This is a genomic window from Halolamina salina, from assembly GCF_042678005.1.
Classification (GTDB): Archaea; Halobacteriota; Halobacteria; order Halobacteriales; family Haloferacaceae; genus Halolamina; species Halolamina salina.
Map to the genome: position 1 here is coordinate 472 of NZ_JBHUDH010000039.1, position 14,378 is coordinate 14,849.

Annotated in this window: 17 protein-coding genes and 1 tRNA gene; 14 read left to right on the forward strand and 4 right to left on the reverse strand. The window is 68.8% G+C overall.

The genetic code is table 11. From position 1 onward, the window contains the following. A partial coding sequence (locus tag ACFR9S_RS04885) for an HAD-IC family P-type ATPase (RefSeq protein ID WP_379818182.1) occupies positions 1 to 361 on the forward strand: 361 nt, incomplete at its 5' end. On the opposite strand, the gene ACFR9S_RS04890 is transcribed toward ACFR9S_RS04885, so the two are convergent. Beyond that, complete coding sequence (locus ACFR9S_RS04890) at positions 358 to 540, reverse strand: hypothetical protein (RefSeq protein ID WP_379732371.1); 183 nt, start codon at positions 538 to 540, stop codon at positions 358 to 360. The genes ACFR9S_RS04885 and ACFR9S_RS04890 overlap by 4 nt on opposite strands. Positions 541 to 628: 88 nt before the next feature. Here ACFR9S_RS04890 and ACFR9S_RS04895 point away from each other — a divergent pair, with 88 nt between their 5' ends. The 5 genes from ACFR9S_RS04895 to ACFR9S_RS04915 all read left to right on the forward strand — a co-directional run bounded on the left by ACFR9S_RS04895 (position 629) and on the right by ACFR9S_RS04915 (position 6,012). After that, entirely contained in the window at positions 629 to 1,768 is a 1,140-nt protein-coding gene (locus ACFR9S_RS04895; RefSeq protein ID WP_379732370.1) for an LEA/WHy family protein, read from the forward strand. Between the two features lie 167 nt (positions 1,769 to 1,935). Then, entirely contained in the window at positions 1,936 to 2,280 is a 345-nt protein-coding gene (locus ACFR9S_RS16210; RefSeq protein WP_459077189.1) for a DUF7528 family protein, read from the forward strand. Positions 2,281 to 2,328: 48 nt separating this feature from the next. Beyond that, the gene (locus ACFR9S_RS04905) at positions 2,329 to 3,348 is read left to right on the forward strand and encodes an AIR synthase family protein (RefSeq protein WP_379818184.1); all 1,020 of its coding nucleotides are present in this window, start codon (positions 2,329 to 2,331) and stop codon (positions 3,346 to 3,348) included. A gap of 68 nt (positions 3,349 to 3,416) precedes the next feature. Next, positions 3,417 to 4,757, forward strand: a complete 1,341-nt coding sequence (gene kynU, locus ACFR9S_RS04910; RefSeq protein WP_379732435.1) for a kynureninase — start codon at positions 3,417 to 3,419, stop codon at positions 4,755 to 4,757. 64 nt (positions 4,758 to 4,821) lie between these two features. Beyond that, entirely contained in the window at positions 4,822 to 6,012 is a 1,191-nt protein-coding gene (locus ACFR9S_RS04915; protein ID WP_379818185.1) for an NAD(P)/FAD-dependent oxidoreductase, read from the forward strand. A gap of 63 nt (positions 6,013 to 6,075) precedes the next feature. On the opposite strand, the gene ACFR9S_RS04920 is transcribed toward ACFR9S_RS04915, so the two are convergent. After that, positions 6,076 to 6,258, reverse strand: a complete 183-nt coding sequence (locus tag ACFR9S_RS04920; RefSeq protein WP_379731125.1) for a DUF5786 family protein — start codon at positions 6,256 to 6,258, stop codon at positions 6,076 to 6,078. 125 nt (positions 6,259 to 6,383) lie between these two features. Between ACFR9S_RS04920 and ACFR9S_RS04925 the strand changes: the two genes are divergently transcribed. Then, a complete protein-coding gene (locus tag ACFR9S_RS04925) occupies positions 6,384 to 6,608 on the forward strand; it encodes a DUF5795 family protein (RefSeq protein ID WP_379731124.1) in 225 nt (74 codons plus the stop codon). Positions 6,609 to 6,656: 48 nt separating this feature from the next. Continuing rightward, positions 6,657 to 6,833: transfer RNA gene (locus ACFR9S_RS04930), tRNA-Trp, on the forward strand. Between the two features lie 128 nt (positions 6,834 to 6,961). Here ACFR9S_RS04930 and fdhF read toward each other — a convergent pair. Then, positions 6,962 to 9,094, reverse strand: a complete 2,133-nt coding sequence (gene fdhF / locus ACFR9S_RS04935) for a formate dehydrogenase subunit alpha (protein ID WP_379731123.1) — start codon at positions 9,092 to 9,094, stop codon at positions 6,962 to 6,964. A gap of 116 nt (positions 9,095 to 9,210) precedes the next feature. On the opposite strand from fdhF, the gene ACFR9S_RS04940 reads away from it, so the two are divergent. Both ACFR9S_RS04940 and ACFR9S_RS04945 read left to right on the forward strand, forming a co-directional pair. Further along, positions 9,211 to 9,444, forward strand: a complete 234-nt coding sequence (locus ACFR9S_RS04940) for a hypothetical protein (RefSeq protein WP_379731121.1) — start codon at positions 9,211 to 9,213, stop codon at positions 9,442 to 9,444. A 107-nt stretch (positions 9,445 to 9,551) separates the two neighbouring features. Further along, positions 9,552 to 9,824 (forward strand): DUF2249 domain-containing protein, encoded by a 273-nt coding sequence (locus tag ACFR9S_RS04945; protein ID WP_379731120.1) that lies wholly within the window; start codon positions 9,552 to 9,554, stop codon positions 9,822 to 9,824. A 1-nt stretch (position 9,825) separates the two neighbouring features. Here ACFR9S_RS04945 and ACFR9S_RS04950 read toward each other — a convergent pair whose 3' ends face one another. Next, entirely contained in the window at positions 9,826 to 10,041 is a 216-nt protein-coding gene (locus tag ACFR9S_RS04950; RefSeq protein WP_379731118.1) for a DUF2249 domain-containing protein, read from the reverse strand. A 143-nt stretch (positions 10,042 to 10,184) separates the two neighbouring features. Here ACFR9S_RS04950 and ACFR9S_RS04955 point away from each other — a divergent pair, with 143 nt between their 5' ends. From ACFR9S_RS04955 to ACFR9S_RS04970, 4 genes are all read left to right on the forward strand, one after another. After that, positions 10,185 to 10,844, forward strand: a complete 660-nt coding sequence (locus ACFR9S_RS04955; protein WP_379731117.1) for a helix-turn-helix domain-containing protein — start codon at positions 10,185 to 10,187, stop codon at positions 10,842 to 10,844. A 212-nt stretch (positions 10,845 to 11,056) separates the two neighbouring features. Beyond that, positions 11,057 to 11,539 (forward strand): plastocyanin/azurin family copper-binding protein, encoded by a 483-nt coding sequence (locus ACFR9S_RS04960; protein WP_379731115.1) that lies wholly within the window; start codon positions 11,057 to 11,059, stop codon positions 11,537 to 11,539. A 1-nt stretch (position 11,540) separates the two neighbouring features. Further along, complete coding sequence (gene nosZ, locus ACFR9S_RS04965) at positions 11,541 to 13,565, forward strand: TAT-dependent nitrous-oxide reductase (RefSeq protein ID WP_379731114.1); 2,025 nt, start codon at positions 11,541 to 11,543, stop codon at positions 13,563 to 13,565. Between the two features lie 4 nt (positions 13,566 to 13,569). Then, positions 13,570 to 14,289 carry a hypothetical protein gene (locus tag ACFR9S_RS04970; protein ID WP_379818186.1) on the forward strand — a complete coding sequence of 240 codons (720 nt, stop codon included), beginning with the start codon at positions 13,570 to 13,572 and terminating at the stop codon, positions 14,287 to 14,289. The last annotated feature ends 89 nt before the right edge of the window (positions 14,290 to 14,378 follow it).

Below are 14,378 nucleotides of genomic sequence, written 5' to 3' on the forward strand. Positions count from 1 at the left end.
GGTTAGGCGCCTGCGCGCCGACGGGCCGGTCGCGATGGTCGGCGACGGCACCAACGACGCGCCGGCGCTGGCCGCGGCGGATCTGGGGATCTCACTGGGCAGCGGAACCGCGCTCGCGGCCGAGGCCTCGGATTTGGCCGTGGTCGAGGACGACCTCTCGGGCGTCGCCGCGGCGTTCGACCACTCGGCGGAGAGCTACGGGCGGCGGCGCTGGAACGATCGGCTCGCGCTGCTGTACAACGCCGTCGCGATCCCGCTGGCGATCGGGGGGCTGCTCAACCCCCTGCTGACGATGGGGGCGGCGGTGCTGTGCTGTGGGCTGATCGCGGGCAACTCGTTCCGGGCGTCCCGCGCCGCTTAGTCGGGGAGTTCGAACTCCCCGAGGGTGAGAAAGCCCAGCGCGAAGCCGGCGACGATCAGGCCGCCGGCGAGCAGCTGCGAACGGGGCGTGCTCGGGAGGTAGCCGGTCGCGAGCGTCCCCCCCACGACGAGCACCGCCGCGGCTGCCAGCCCGACTGCGGTCCGTGCGCGTTCGTCCATACCGAATGTAGGGTCTCGGACAGCATGAGCGACACGCTTCCGGCCCGTGCCCGATGCGTCTAAGGGGAAGCGACGTTCATGGCCGCCCATGTTGGGTGGGAAGCTCGCGGCGGCGTCGACGCTGAAGATCGCCGCCGCAGTGCTCGGAGTGCTGTCGCTCTCGATCGGTGGAGCGTGGGCCGTCGGGATCATCGGCGCGCCCTCGGTCGTCGGCGTCGACAACGCGTTCGGCCCGGTGAACGAGTCCACGACGACGATCGAGTCCGAGATCGTCGTCAACAACCCCAACCCGTTCGGGGTGCGGCTGGGCGGGCTCACGATCGACTACGCCGTCGAGATGAACGACGTGCGGATGGCCACCGGCGGGCGCGAGGGGCTGGGCGTGAACGCCAGCGGCAACACCTCGATCCCGCTTACGACGCTGATGAACAACGACCGCATCCCGGCGTGGTGGGTCAGCCACGTCGAGAACGACGAGAACACCACGCTGACCGTCGACGCCTCGATCCACTCGGACCTGCTCGGCCAGTCGTTCGAACCCCAGATCGAGCGCTCGGTGAACACCAACGTCATCGGCGGCTTCAACAGCGACGAGGACCGCCCGATCAACGTGGATCGGCCGTTCGCTCCCGAGCCAGTGCTCTGGCTCAACAGCACCAGCGGCCAGTGGGGCGCGGTGAGCAACGAGACCACCGAGATCGACACCGCGTTCGAGCTGTACAACCCCAATCTCAACCCCGTCGCGATCTCGGAGATTGGCTACGTGATCGAGATGAACAACGTCACGATGGGCGAGGGCGCGACCGACAGCGCGGTCAGCATCCCCCCCGGGGAGACGGAGACCGTCCGCGCGACCACGGCGCTGCAGAACGAGAACCTCGACGAGTGGTGGGTGAGCCACCTCCAGAACGACCAGACGACGCAACTGGAGGTGACGTTCTACGCCCGGATCGACCTCTCCTCGTTCGGCGGCGACACCGTGGAGATACGGCTGGACTCCATCCAGCGCACCATCGAGACCGACATCTTCGGTAACAAGGACGGATCGGGCGACGGCAGCGAGACCGAGGGAACGCCGACACCCGGTGGAACCGCGACGCCCGCTTCCGGCACGGCGACGCCCGAATCCGGGGAGGACACGCCGACTCCAACGCCGACCTCGACGCCGACACCGACGCCCACGCCGACCGACGACGGACTCCTCGCAGTCGACGGCCCCGTGGCGTGACAACGCCTCACTGACAGCCGACACGTTCTTCGCGGTCGCGGTACTTCGATCGGCTATGCGGAGTCAGCACGCTCCTGATCGGGTTCTTCTCGGACGACGAGACCGCGGTCGCGGTCGAGAGTGAGGACGGTGCGGTCCGGCTGACCGTCGACGGCGAGACGTACCGGCTGCCCCGGGAGGCCGCGCTCGCGCTGCGGGAGTCCGTCGGCGACGCGCTGGAGCGCCGGCTGGAACTGTTCCGGACGGTCGGCCAGTACCGACGGGACGGGAGCTACGCAGTCGCTCGCCGGGGCGCCGATACGCCCGGGAACGAGCAGGTGTTCGACTCCTTCGGCGAACTGTGTGAGCTGTTCGAGTCGCTGCCTCCCGAGTTCGGCGCCGAGGCGGTCGGCGACGCGGGGATCACCGGCTCGCGGCGCCACCTGATCGTGCGTCACTTCGCGGAGCACCCGCGGTTCGACTGTCGGCTGACGGGCGAGCGCCCGTTGCGGGCCGAGAAAGTCGAGGAGTGACGGCCGTCGGTCGGCAGGCATACGTCCTCGCCGGTCCCAGCCGGAGGCATGACCGACCGCGGCAAGATCGATCGGCGCTTCTTCGCCGAGCGGATCGCCCCCCGACTCGGCGCCGAGCGCGACGACGTGGCGCTGGGGCCGACTGCGGGCGTGGACTTCGGACTGCTCGACCTCGACGGAACCGGGCTGGCGGTCGCGACCGACCCGATCTCGGTGCTCCCGGCGCTGGGGTTCGAGCGCGCGGGCCGGTTTGCGGTCCACATCGCGCTCTCGGACGTGGCCGTCGCCGGCGTGCTCCCGAGCCACCTCGCGATCTCCTTCTCGCTGCCCGAGTCCATCACCGACGAGGGGTTCGACGCGCTCTGGGGCGCGATCCACGAGGAGTGTCGTGATCTGGGGATCAGCGTGCTCACGGGCCACACCGCGCGCTACCCCGGCGCCGAGTTCCCGTGGCTCGGCCCCGCGACGGCGATGGGCGTCTGCGACCCCGGGGCGGTCGTGCGCCCTGACGGCGCGCGCCCGGGCGACCGCCTGCTCGTGACTCGCGGGCCGGCCGTCGAGACCGCGGGCCTGTTCGCGTCGCTGTACCCCGAGGAACTCGGGGAACGCGGGCTGGACCCGGAGACGGTCGCCGACGCCGCCGCGGGGCTGGACGAGGCTCGATTGGTCCGCGACGCCGTGGCCGCCGCCGAAGGGGGAGAAGTGTCCGCGATGCACGACGCCACCGAGGGCGGCCTGCTCGGGGCGTTCTGCGAGATGGCCGGCAGCGCGGGCGTCCGGTTCGAGATCGGCCACGAGGCGGCGCCGATGCGGTCGGGCGTCGAGGCGGTCTGTGACGCGCTGGGGATCGACCCGTGGAAGGCCACCAGTTCGGGGACGCTCGTTCTCGCCGTCGCGCCCGAGGACGCCGACGCGGTCCGGGCGGCGATCGAGCGCCGGGGGACGCCCGTCGCCGAGGTCGGGAAAGTCGTAGCGGGATCGGGCGTCCGGTTCCGAGGCGAGGAGTGGACCGAGCCGCCGCGGGACCCGTCGTGGGACGCCTACGCCGAGTTGGCCGGCGAGGAGTGAGCGGGTGGGGAGGGATCGACGGCGGCCGGTGTGATAACGCCTTTGTCGGGCGGGACGGAGAACCGTGCATGAGCAGCCCCTTCTCGATCGCCCGCGAGGACGCCGCCGCGCGGGACGCCGACGACCCGCTGTCGGCGTTCCGGGACCGCTTCGACGTGCCGAGCGAGCTCTACATGGACGGGAACTCGCTGGGACCGATCAGCGACGACGCCGAACGGACGCTGGACCGCGTGGTCGACGAGTGGCGCGAGCGCGGCATCGAGGGGTGGACCGAGGGCGAGCAGCCGTGGTGGGAGTACGCCGAGCACCTCGGCGAGCGCCTCGCGCCGTACGTCGGCGCCGATCCCGAGGAGGTGGTCGTCGCCAACTCCACCACCGTCAACATCCACAGCCTGATCGGGACGTTCCTCGATCACGTCGCCGACGTGCCGGCACGGGAGATGGACGCCCCCGACGCCCTCGACGACTCGCCGGTCGACGCCTCCGGCAACGTCGTCGTCGCGAACGAACTCGACTTCCCGACCGACCACTACGCGATCCGGGCGCAGTTCCGCCAGCGCGGGCTGGACCCCGACGAACACCTCCGGCTGGTCGAGAGCCGCGACGGCCGGACGATCGAGTACGAGGATATCGCGGCGGCGATGGACGACGACGTGGGAATCCTGTTCATGCCGACCGTCCTCTACCGCTCGGGTCAGTTGTTCGATGTCGAGAGGCTGACCGAACTCGCCCACGACTACGACGCGCTCGCGGGGTTCGACGCGGCCCACTCCGTCGGCGCGGTGCCTCACGAGTTCTCGGCGGCCGACGTGGACTTCGCGGTCTGGTGTTCCTACAAGTACCTCAACGCCGGCCCCGGATCGATCGCGGGGCTGTACGTGAACGAGCGCTACCACGGGCTGACGCCCGCGCTCCCCGGGTGGTGGGGCAACGAGAAGGCCAGCCAGTTCGATCTCGAACTCACCTACACGCCTGAGCAGTCGGCCGGCGCGTGGCAGATCGGCACCGTGCCGATGCTGTCGGCGGCGCCGCTGGAGGGGTCGCTCGACCTGCTCGACGAGGCCGGGATCGACCGCGTTCGGGCGAAGTCGCTCGAACTCACGGAACTGCTCGCGACGCTGGTCGAGGATCTGTCCGAGGCGGGCTACGACTACTCGGTCGGCACGCCCGCCGAGAGCGACCGTCGCGGGGGCCACGTCGCCGTCGAGCACCCCGACGCCGACCGCGTGAGTCAGGCGCTCCGCGAGCGCGGGGTGGTCGTCGACTACCGCCCACCGAACGTGATCCGGATCTGCCCGGCGCCGCTGTACGTCGGCTACGCGGACGTGTACGACGTGGCCGAACAGCTCCGGGCCGTGATCGACAAGGGCGACTACGAGGCGTTCACCGCGAGCGAGGGCGTCTCGTAGCCGCCGCGAACGCGATAACTCCGGCGTGAACACCGTTTTGTCGCCGGAGGCCCAAGATTCGGCCATGGACGTTCTGGTGCTCGGCGGCGGCTACGCCGGCCTCACGGTGACACGGAAACTGGAGCGGCGGCTCCCGGCGTCGGCGACGCTCACGCTGGTCGACGACACGGGGAGCCACCTCGTCCAGCACGAGCTCCACCGGGCGGTCCGGGAGCCTGACTACGTCGACGACATCTCGGTGCCGCTGGAGGAGATCCTCGACCGGGCGACGCTGCGGGAGGCGGAAGTGACGGACGTGGACCGCGACGCGCGGACCGTCTCGCTGGCCGACGGCGACACGCTCGACTACGACTACTGCGTGGTCGCGTTCGGGGCCGAGACGGCGTACTACGGCATCCCGGGCGTCGAGGAGCACGCGACGCCGCTGAAGCGGCTGGAACACGCCGCGACGATCCGCCGGGAGTTCGAGGCGGTCGTCGACCAACTGGGTCACGACGATCCCGTGACCGATGCCGACCGGGCGGGCACTGTCGTCGTCGGCGGCGCGGGCCTCTCGGGCGTGCAAGTCGCGGGCGAACTGGCCGCGATGGCCCGCGAGCGGGATGTCGCCGACAGCGTCGAGATCGTCCTGCTCGAACAGGAGCTGACCGTCGCGCCCGGTTTCCCCGAGCAGTTCCAGCGCGCGACCCGGGAACTCCTCGACGAGCAGGGCGTCGATGTGCGGACGGGGACCACCGTGACCGCGGCCGACGACGCGAGGATCACGACCGAGGGCGGGACGATCGACTACGACCAGTTCGTCTGGACCGGCGGCATCCGCGGGAACGAGGCGATGGGCGGCGATCGCCCGGAGGTCCGCGGTGATCTCCGCCTCGACGAGCGGACGTTCGCACTCGGTGACGCGGTCCGGATCGTCGACGCCGACGGCGAGCCGGTGCCCGCCAGCGCCTCTGCAGCCGTGCGGGCCTCGGCGACGGCGGCGCGGAACGTCGTCGCCGCGGCGACCGCCGACGGCGGCTTCGTCGACCTCCAGCAGTGGCACTGGGAGAGCCCGGGCTGGCTGATCTCGGTCGGCGACGACGCCGTCGCACAGCTCGGGCCGACGGTGGTGACCGGCGGCACCGGCAACGCGCTCAAGTCGGCGGTGGGGGTCACCTACCTCGCGGAGCACGGCTCGCTCCGGCGCGCGCTGGGCGTGTTGCGGAAGGAGATGGACGACATCGAGGAGTTCGCGGAGCTACTCGAGCGGCTCTGAGCCGGGGCTGTTCGGTCGTTCGATCAAGAACGAAGTGGGGCTCGTGACGCGGGGGTCACGGGCCTATTCGTCGTCTTCGTCGTCGCGCATCTCGTCGAGCTTGCCGACCAGCTCGTCGGTCGACTCGGTGGACTCGAAGGAGAGGTCGCCCTCCTCGCCGCCGTCGATGTCGACGCCCTCGGCCTGATCGTTGGTGTCCTGGTTCTGGTTCTCCTGCTCAGACTCGTCGTACGATCCAAATCCCATACCCGAGCCGACGTGGCCGAGGGCAAAAACCCTGTGGGCCTATCCGCCCCGTGGGGGTAGTTCCCGCGGGACTCTCCCGCGGCGGACCGACAGGGCTTACGGCCCCGGAGGCCGAGAGGTGGGACATGAGCAACCGCGTCGTGCAGGGACGGATGGTAACGCCGGAATCGCTGGCCGAACAGGTCGAGGGCGACGACGTGCTGGAGGCCGAACCGATCGAGGACGCCGACCGGGACTGCCCGGAGTGCGGCGGCGACGTGATCAGCGTCGGCTACATGCCCAGTGTGACGGAGTTCGTCACGGCGTACAAGTGCCAGGAGTGCGACTGGGCCGAGATCGACCGGGACTGAATCGGATCGAAATCCCTTTACACCGAACGGATGTAGCGAGGAGTGCAAGGGGACGTGGCCAAGCCCGGGATGGCGACTGACTCCAGAGGCCACGCGCCCGGTGACGAACTCCAGACTGATATACCGAGTCGGCGACTGATCATCGCTCGGCGACGACGACCCTCTGGAGGACCGAGGCGCACCGGAGATATCAGTCGACCGGGGGTTCAAATCCCTCCGTCCCCATTTCTCCGCCGCGAGCAACGGTCGCGAGCGGCTGATCTGTGATCGGTCGAAGAGATTTGAAGCAGGGATAGAGCGTAGCGGAACGACCGTGGTTCCCAACCCCTCCGTGCCCACTTTCTTGTCGGCGCTCAGTCGTCCGCGGACGCCCCACCCGTTGACTCGATCTCCACCTCGATCTCCGCGGCGGCCGCCTTGTACTCCGGAATCTTCGACCGCTCGTCGAGCACGTCGTTCGTCAGCCGGTTCGCCGAGGCGGCCGCGAAGTGCGGGGTCGTCCAGACCACACCCTCCTTGATGGCCTCGGTCACGTCCGCCCGGACCGTGATCTCCCCGCGGCGGGAGCGCAGCCGCACCTCGTCGCCGTCCTCGATCCCGTAGCGCTCGGCGTCGTTGGGATGGACGTCGACGAAGTTCTCCGGCTGCTGGCGGGAGAGCGTCGGCGAGCGACGGCTCATCGTCCCCGTGTTGTACTGCTCCTCCAGTCGCGCCGTCGTGAGCACGAGGGGGTACTCCTCGTCCGGCGTCTCCTTGGGCTCCTGGTGGACGACGCCCTCGATCCGGCCGAGGCCGTCCTCGGTCTCGAACTCCTCCTCGTAGAGGAAGGGATCGCCCTCGTCGCCCGGCTCGTAGCAGGGCCAGTGCAGCCCCTCCTCCCCGAGCGCGTCGTAGCTCATCCCGTGCATGATCGGACACACCTCGCGGAGTTCCTCGAACACCGTCTCCGGCCCGTCGAAGTCGAACCCCTCGTCGAACAGGCGCGTTCCGACCTCCGAGAGGATGTCGAGGTCGTGGCGCGTGTTCTCGTGGACTTTGTGGACGCCGCGCATCCGCTGGACACGGCGGTCGGTGTTGGTGACCGTCCCGTCGCGTTCGGCCCACGTCGTCGCCGGCAGCACTACGTCCGCGAGCTCGGCCGTCTCGGTCATGAAGATGTCCTGCACCACGAGGAAGCCCAGATCCTCGCGGAACCGCTGCTCGGTCGCGTTGCCGTCCGGCTCGCTCATGATGGGGTTCTCGCCCATCACGTACAGGCCGTGGACCGTGTCGCCGATCGCGTGGGAGATCTCGACGTTCGTCAGCCCCGGTTCGGCCGGGATCTCGAACCCCCACACCTCCTCGACGGACTCGCGGGCCTCGTCGTCGTCGACCAGTTGGTACCCCGGGAGCACGTTCGGCATTGCGCCCACGTCGCAGGTTCCCTGGACGTTGTTCTGCCCGCGCAGGGGGTTCACACCCGCGCCGGGCTTGCCGAGGTTCCCCGTGAGCAGCGCGAGGTTGATCTCGTTCTGGACGTTGTCGACGCCGCAGGTGTGCTGGGACATCCCCATCCCGGTGAAGATGGCGGCGTCGGTCCCCATCGCGTACTTCTCGGCGGCACGCTCGATATCTTCGAGCGGGACGCCGCACTCCTCGGCGGCCGCCTCCTTGTCGAAGTCGGCGAGCGTCTGCTTCAGGTCCTCGAACCCCTTCGTGCGCTCTTCGACGAATTCCTCGTCGATCCACCCTGCATCCGGCTCTTCCTCGTGGCGTTCGAGGATCGTCTTCAGTACGACGTTGAGCAGCGGGATGTCCGTCCCCGGCTCCAACTGGAGATGCATGTGGCGCTCGGTGCCCTCGATATCGAACGACTCGGTGGTCTTGTTCGCGTGGGGATCGACCTGGATCACCGTCGCGCCCTCCAGCACCGCCTGCCGGAAGTACTGGCTGTTGGCGATGGGATGCTGCTCGCCGGGGTTGGCGCCCTGAATCCACAGCACGTCCGCGGAGTCCTCCAGATCGGCCATGCTGTTGGTCATCGCCCCCATTCCGAGACTGGTCCGCAGCGCCCAGACCGTCGAGGCGTGGCACATCCGGGTGCAGTTGTCGATCTGGTTCGTCCCGTACCGCCGTGCCAGCTTCTGGAGCAGGTAGTTCTCCTCGTTGAACGTCTTCGAGGAGCCGAAAAAGCCCATCCCGTCGGGACCGTGCCGTTCGCGGATCGACTCCATCTCGTCGACGACTCGGCTCAGCGCCTCGTCCCACGTCGCCTCTCGGAACTCCCCGTCCTCCTTGATCAGCGGTTCGGTCAGCCGGTCCTCGTGATCGACGACCTGCGTCGCCGCGCCGCCCTTGATGCAGACGCTCCCCTCGTTGACCGGCGCGTCGCCCCACGGCATGAAACTCATCTCCCCCCGTTCCTCGCCCTCGCGGACACGAATCCCGCAGCCGACGCCGCAGTACGGGCAGATCGTCTTCACCGGCTCGTCCGCCTCACTGGACATCGTCGTCACCGTGCGTGTGCATGCCTCCCGATCGGGCGTGTCAATCCATGAGTGTGTCGGTGGGGGCGACGAGGGGCGGCGCGGGAACTAAGTGGTCGGACGTAGCCCAGACCGGTATGACGGACGGAACGCTCCGCTGTCCCGAGTGCGGGATCACCTCGCCGGAATCGACGACCGAGCTTCGGCCGGGCGATATCTGCCCCGACTGCCGGCGGGGGTATCTGGAGACGACCGAAGCGGCGCTCCGCTGTCCCGAGTGTGGAATCACCTCGTCGGAATCGACGAGGGACCTTCGCCCGGGCGACATCTGCCCCGACTGTCACCGGGGCTATCTCGAACTCGACGAGTAGCGCGGCCTGGAGATCCACTGCTCGGGCCGGCGCCGTGCCACGGCGACGCCGACATCCCGAACCAGTTCGGCACAACCCTCCCGCCGACGCCACACCGAGGGACACCCATGGCCACGGACCAGCTACCGGACCTCGAGGGCCGATTCGACGACGCCCCCCTGGATCGACCCCAGCACCACCTCGACGCCAGCGACCTGCCGCCGCCGAAGCCGCTCCGGAACACGCTCGAACGGCTCGAAGAGCTGGACGACGACGCCGTACTCGTGCAGACGAACGACCGCCGCCCCCAGCACCTCTACCCGCGGCTCGAGGAGCGCGGGTACAGCTACGAGACCGTCGAGGACGGCGACGGCGCGATCACCGTGATCTGGCAGGACTGACTCAGGCGTGCTCGATCACGACGCGCCACTCGTCCTCGGCGACCTGTTCGGTCTCGTGATCGAAGCCGCGCTGGTCGAGCACGCCGTACAGCGGTTCGGGCTCGAAGCTGTTGAGTAGCTCCAGCTGCTCGGCCTCGCCGAGCGCCTCCAGTTCGTCGACGATCCGGCCGAACGGTTCCCCGTCGATCTCCCGAGCGTCGAGCGTCTTGTCGGGCATACCTCCAACTCCCCGGCCGTGGGGGAGGCAGTTGTGCCGAACGAGTTCGGCAGTCGCGGCACCGACCGCCGTCGGATGAAGATTCTACGAACATGTTCGGGAGTATCGACTGGGTTATCCGTGCCCGACTCAGTTGTAGAGCCATGCCCGAAGCCAAGCTCACGCTCACGATCCCCGAACGGACCTGGCCCGGGGAGATCACCCGTGCTCACGGCGACGCGACGATCCGGATCCTGGCTGCGATGACCGAGTCCGACGGCGGCGTCGGTCTGGCGGAGGTCACCGCCCGCGACCCCGAGTCGGTCGTCGCGGACGTGTCGGCCCACGACTCCGTCGACGACGTGGAGGTGCTCCAGCGCGGGAACCGGGAGTGTCTGATCCAGTTCCGGACGCGGCTCCCGCTGTTGCTGCTGGCCGCGCGCGACTCCGGGCTCCCGCTGGAGATGCCGTTCGAGATCAGCGACGGCGAGGCGACGTGGACGCTGACCGCCTCACAGGACGCCATCTCCGATCTGGGCGACCAGCTCTCGGCGCTCGGCATCTCCTTCACCGTCGACTACCTCCAGCAGGAGGTCGCCGGTTCCGAGGCGCTACTGACCGACCGCCAGCGGTCGATCGTCAGCGAGGCGATCGAGCAGGGGTACTACGACACGCCCCGGGAGTGCTCCCTGACCGAACTCGCCGACGCGGTGGGCCTGGCGAAGTCGACAGTCAGCGAGACGCTCCACCGCGCGGAGGAGCGCGTGATGAAGGAGTTCGCGGCCGGACTGGAGGAGGAGCCGCAGCCGGTCATCGAGGGGTAGCCCGGCCGAGACCGCGCACGAGACCCGTCTGCTCGTGGTCGCCCGGGGTAACGAGGTTGTTTTTCGCAAAAAGATCCAGAAACCGAACGGACGACGCGGTCGCGCCGGATCTGTTTATATACTCACGGCCGAACACTTTCGGAAGTTCTGACGGCGTGGGAATTCGCTGGACCGTTCTAATGGTGTCGTCCCCAACGTCGACCTGTCGAACCATGACTGAGGACATGACGCGGCGACGGTACGTGGTCGCACTGGCGTCGACGGGCATCGGGCTGGGGCTCGCCGGCTGTTCCGGCGGCAGCAGCACCGACTCTCCGACCGACACGCCGACGTCCACGGACTCGGGCGGCAGCGGCGAGTCGTGGGAGCAGACGAGTACGGTGGAGATGAACGACCAGCTGGCGTTCGCCCCCAAGCGGATCGAGGTGGAGGCCGGGACGACGGTCACCTGGGAGAACGTCGGCTCGATCGGTCACTCGGTGACCGCCTACGAGGACAACATCCCCGACGGCGCCGAGTACTTCGCCTCCGGCGGCTTCGACAGTCAGGACGCCGCCGTGGAGGCGTACCCCGACGAGGGGAACATCACCGAGGGCGGGACGTACGAGCACACGTTCGAGACGACGGGGGAGTACGAGTACTACTGCATCCCCCACGAGATGAACGGGATGGTCGGCTACGTGCGGGTGATTTGATATGAGCACAGACGAGATCGACACCCCGGCCGAAGAACAGGGCGAGGAAGAACGAGAGCACAAGACCGAGGAGGAGCTGTTCGCGGAGCACGAACAGCAGCTCGACGAACTGCTCGCCGATGTGGAGGGGCCGGAGGCTCCGGATCCGGAGCCGACGCTCCCCTCGCTGGGCGGCGGCGTCACCCGCCGCGACGTGATGAAGGCGGGGGCGGCCGTCGGCGCGGTCGGCGGGCTCGCGGGCTGTGCGGGGACGAACAGCCTCGGCAACAGCTCGGACACGGAGACCGACAACGGCGGCGGCGACGTGCCCGACCACAAGGTGCCGCCGGGCGAACACGACGAGTACTACGGCTTCTGGTCCGGCGGGCACGCCGGCGACATCCGGGTGTACGGCATCCCGTCGATGCGCCAGCTCACCCGGATCCCGGTGTTCAACCGCGAGCCGGCCAAGGGGTACGGCTTCGACGACGGCACCGATCAGATGCTGGAGGAGGCCGGCGACTACACGTGGGGTGACTCCCACCACCCGAACCTCTCGGAGACCGACGGGAAGTACGACGGGGAGTACATCTTCGTCAACGACAAGGCCAACGGTCGGGTCGCCCGGGTGAACCTCACCTACTTCGAGACCGACGCCATCGTCGACATCCCGAACGTCCAGTCGGTCCACGGCTGCTGTATCCAGAGCCCGGACACCGATTACGTGTTCGCGAACAGCGAGTTCCGGACGCCGATCCCCAACGACGGCCGGGACGTGAACAACCCCGAGGAGTACGTCTCGGTGTTCACCGCGCTCGACCCCGAGAGCATGGACGTGCTCTGGCAGGTCGAGGTCGACGGCCAGCTCGACATCGTCGACTCCGACAAGGACGGCCGCTGGGTGCTCGCCTCCTCCTACAACGACGAGGAGGGCGTCGAGATCGAGGAGATGACCAAGAACGACCGGGACGACCTGAAGGCGTTCGACGTGCCCGCGATCCAGGAGCTCGTCGACGCCGGCGAGTACGAGGAGATCAACGGCGTTCCGGTCGTCGACGGGACGAAATCCAGCCCGCACAACGAGGGCGACAACCCGATCGTGCGGTACATCCCGACGCCGAAGTCGCCCCACTGCGTCGAGGTGACGCCGGACGGGAAGTACGGGATGGTCGCCGGGAAGCTCTCGCCGACCGTGTCGATCGTCGACATCGAGAAGCTCGGGACCGCCGACGACCCCGCGGACACGATCGTCGGCCAGCCGAAGGTGGGGCTGGGGCCGCTGCACACCACCTACGACGGCCGCGGGCACGCGTACACCTCGCTGTTCATCGACTCACAGGTCGTGAAGTGGGACATCGAGGCGGCCGTCGAAGCCGAGAAGGGTTCCGAGGAGCCGATCCTCGGCAAGATCGACGTCCACTACAACCCCGGCCACATCCAGGCGGTGCAGGGGATGTCGACCGAGCCGACCGGCGACTGGCTGGTCGCGCTCAACAAGCTCTCGAAGGACCGCTTCCTCCCGGTCGGCCCGATCTACCCCGACAACGACCAGCTGATCTACATCGGGAACGACGAGGACAACGAGACCGGCGGGATGGAGCTGGTCGCGGACCACCCCGTCTACCCCGAACCGCACGACGCGATCTTCGCCCACAAGGACAAGATCGAGCCGGCGAAGACGTGGAACAAGGAGGACTACGACGAGGAGTACGTCACACAGGAGAACTCCCGGGTCGAGCGCGTCGACGACTCCACCGTCGAGGTGTACGCCTCGGTCAAGCGCAGCGAGTACGGCCTGCGTGACTTCACGGTCCAGGAGGGCGACGAGGTCACCCTGACCGCGACCAACATCGAGGGGACCCAGGACATCGTCCACGGGCTGGCGATCCCCGAACACGACGTGAACCTCGCGCTCGCGCCGCAGGACACCCGGCAGGTGACGTTCACCGCCGACGAGCCGGGCGTGTACTGGATCTACTGCACGTACTTCTGCAGCGCGCTCCACCTGGAGATGCGCTCGCGAATGATCGTGGAACCGTCCGAGTAGGACCATGGAACGCCCGCAACCGAGCCAGTTCGGCGAGATCAGGCGGCTGTTGCCGCTCGTAGCGGCAGTGCTGCTCGTGGCGGCGCTCGCCTTCCCGATGTGGCACATCCGGATGGACGCCGTCCAGTACCCCAGCGAGACGCTGTCGCTGGGGCTGTACGCCTACCCGCGGATCAGCGGCGACTACGTCGAGATCGCTCGCCTGAACCACTACGTCGGGTTCTACTACCCGGACCCGGTGTTCTGGCCGCCGAACTACGAGCCCCACCCCGACGCGATCGACGTGCCGGAGTGGTCGCTCGGGCCGCTGGCGTTCGTCGGCGTGGCGGCGACCAGCCTGTTCGTCGCGGTCGCGCCGACGGCGCGGAAGCTCCGTCGCGGGCTCACCGCACAGCTGGTCGGCTCGGTGCTGGTGTTCGGGATCCTGCTTGCGGACATCCAGTACCGCCTCTACCAGGCGGGCCACACGCTCGACCCCGACGCGCCGGTGGTGGGCGTCGACCCGTTCACGCCGCCGCTGTGGGGGAAGTACGCGGTCGCGAACATCACCAGCTACTCCCGGTTCGGCGTCGGCGCCTACCTGACGGTGGTCGCCATCGGCCTGCTGGTGGTCGCGTGGCTGGCCCGGGACTCGACCGCGACGGTGGGTGACCTGCCCCGGCTGATCCGGGCGGTGCCGGACCGCCTGCGGAAGCGGGTCGGCCGAACGGAGGGACAGCACTGATGGACGACGCCGGACTCGAACGCGCGTTCGTCGCGCTCGTGGTCGTCGTAGCCGCCGCGCTCGCGGGGGTGACCGTCGCCCCCACGTCG

What these genes read in the sequence shown, in the direction of transcription:
- ACFR9S_RS04890 (WP_379732371.1), bottom strand. Translation starts at nt 540, where the DNA reads ATGGACGAACGCGCACGGACCGCAGTCGGGCTGGCAGCCGCGGCGGTG.
- ACFR9S_RS04895 (WP_379732370.1), top strand. Translation starts at nt 629, where the DNA reads ATGTTGGGTGGGAAGCTCGCGGCGGCGTCGACGCTGAAGATCGCCGCC.
- ACFR9S_RS04905 (WP_379818184.1), top strand. Translation starts at nt 2,329, where the DNA reads ATGACCGACCGCGGCAAGATCGATCGGCGCTTCTTCGCCGAGCGGATC.
- kynU (WP_379732435.1), top strand. Translation starts at nt 3,417, where the DNA reads ATGAGCAGCCCCTTCTCGATCGCCCGCGAGGACGCCGCCGCGCGGGAC.
- ACFR9S_RS04915 (WP_379818185.1), top strand. Translation starts at nt 4,822, where the DNA reads ATGGACGTTCTGGTGCTCGGCGGCGGCTACGCCGGCCTCACGGTGACA.
- ACFR9S_RS04920 (WP_379731125.1), bottom strand. Translation starts at nt 6,258, where the DNA reads ATGGGATTTGGATCGTACGACGAGTCTGAGCAGGAGAACCAGAACCAG.
- ACFR9S_RS04925 (WP_379731124.1), top strand. Translation starts at nt 6,384, where the DNA reads ATGAGCAACCGCGTCGTGCAGGGACGGATGGTAACGCCGGAATCGCTG.
- fdhF (WP_379731123.1), bottom strand. Translation starts at nt 9,094, where the DNA reads ATGTCCAGTGAGGCGGACGAGCCGGTGAAGACGATCTGCCCGTACTGC.
- ACFR9S_RS04940 (WP_379731121.1), top strand. Translation starts at nt 9,211, where the DNA reads ATGACGGACGGAACGCTCCGCTGTCCCGAGTGCGGGATCACCTCGCCG.
- ACFR9S_RS04945 (WP_379731120.1), top strand. Translation starts at nt 9,552, where the DNA reads ATGGCCACGGACCAGCTACCGGACCTCGAGGGCCGATTCGACGACGCC.
- ACFR9S_RS04950 (WP_379731118.1), bottom strand. Translation starts at nt 10,041, where the DNA reads ATGCCCGACAAGACGCTCGACGCTCGGGAGATCGACGGGGAACCGTTC.
- ACFR9S_RS04955 (WP_379731117.1), top strand. Translation starts at nt 10,185, where the DNA reads ATGCCCGAAGCCAAGCTCACGCTCACGATCCCCGAACGGACCTGGCCC.
- ACFR9S_RS04960 (WP_379731115.1), top strand. Translation starts at nt 11,057, where the DNA reads ATGACTGAGGACATGACGCGGCGACGGTACGTGGTCGCACTGGCGTCG.
- nosZ (WP_379731114.1), top strand. Translation starts at nt 11,541, where the DNA reads ATGAGCACAGACGAGATCGACACCCCGGCCGAAGAACAGGGCGAGGAA.
- ACFR9S_RS04970 (WP_379818186.1), top strand. Translation starts at nt 13,570, where the DNA reads ATGGAACGCCCGCAACCGAGCCAGTTCGGCGAGATCAGGCGGCTGTTG.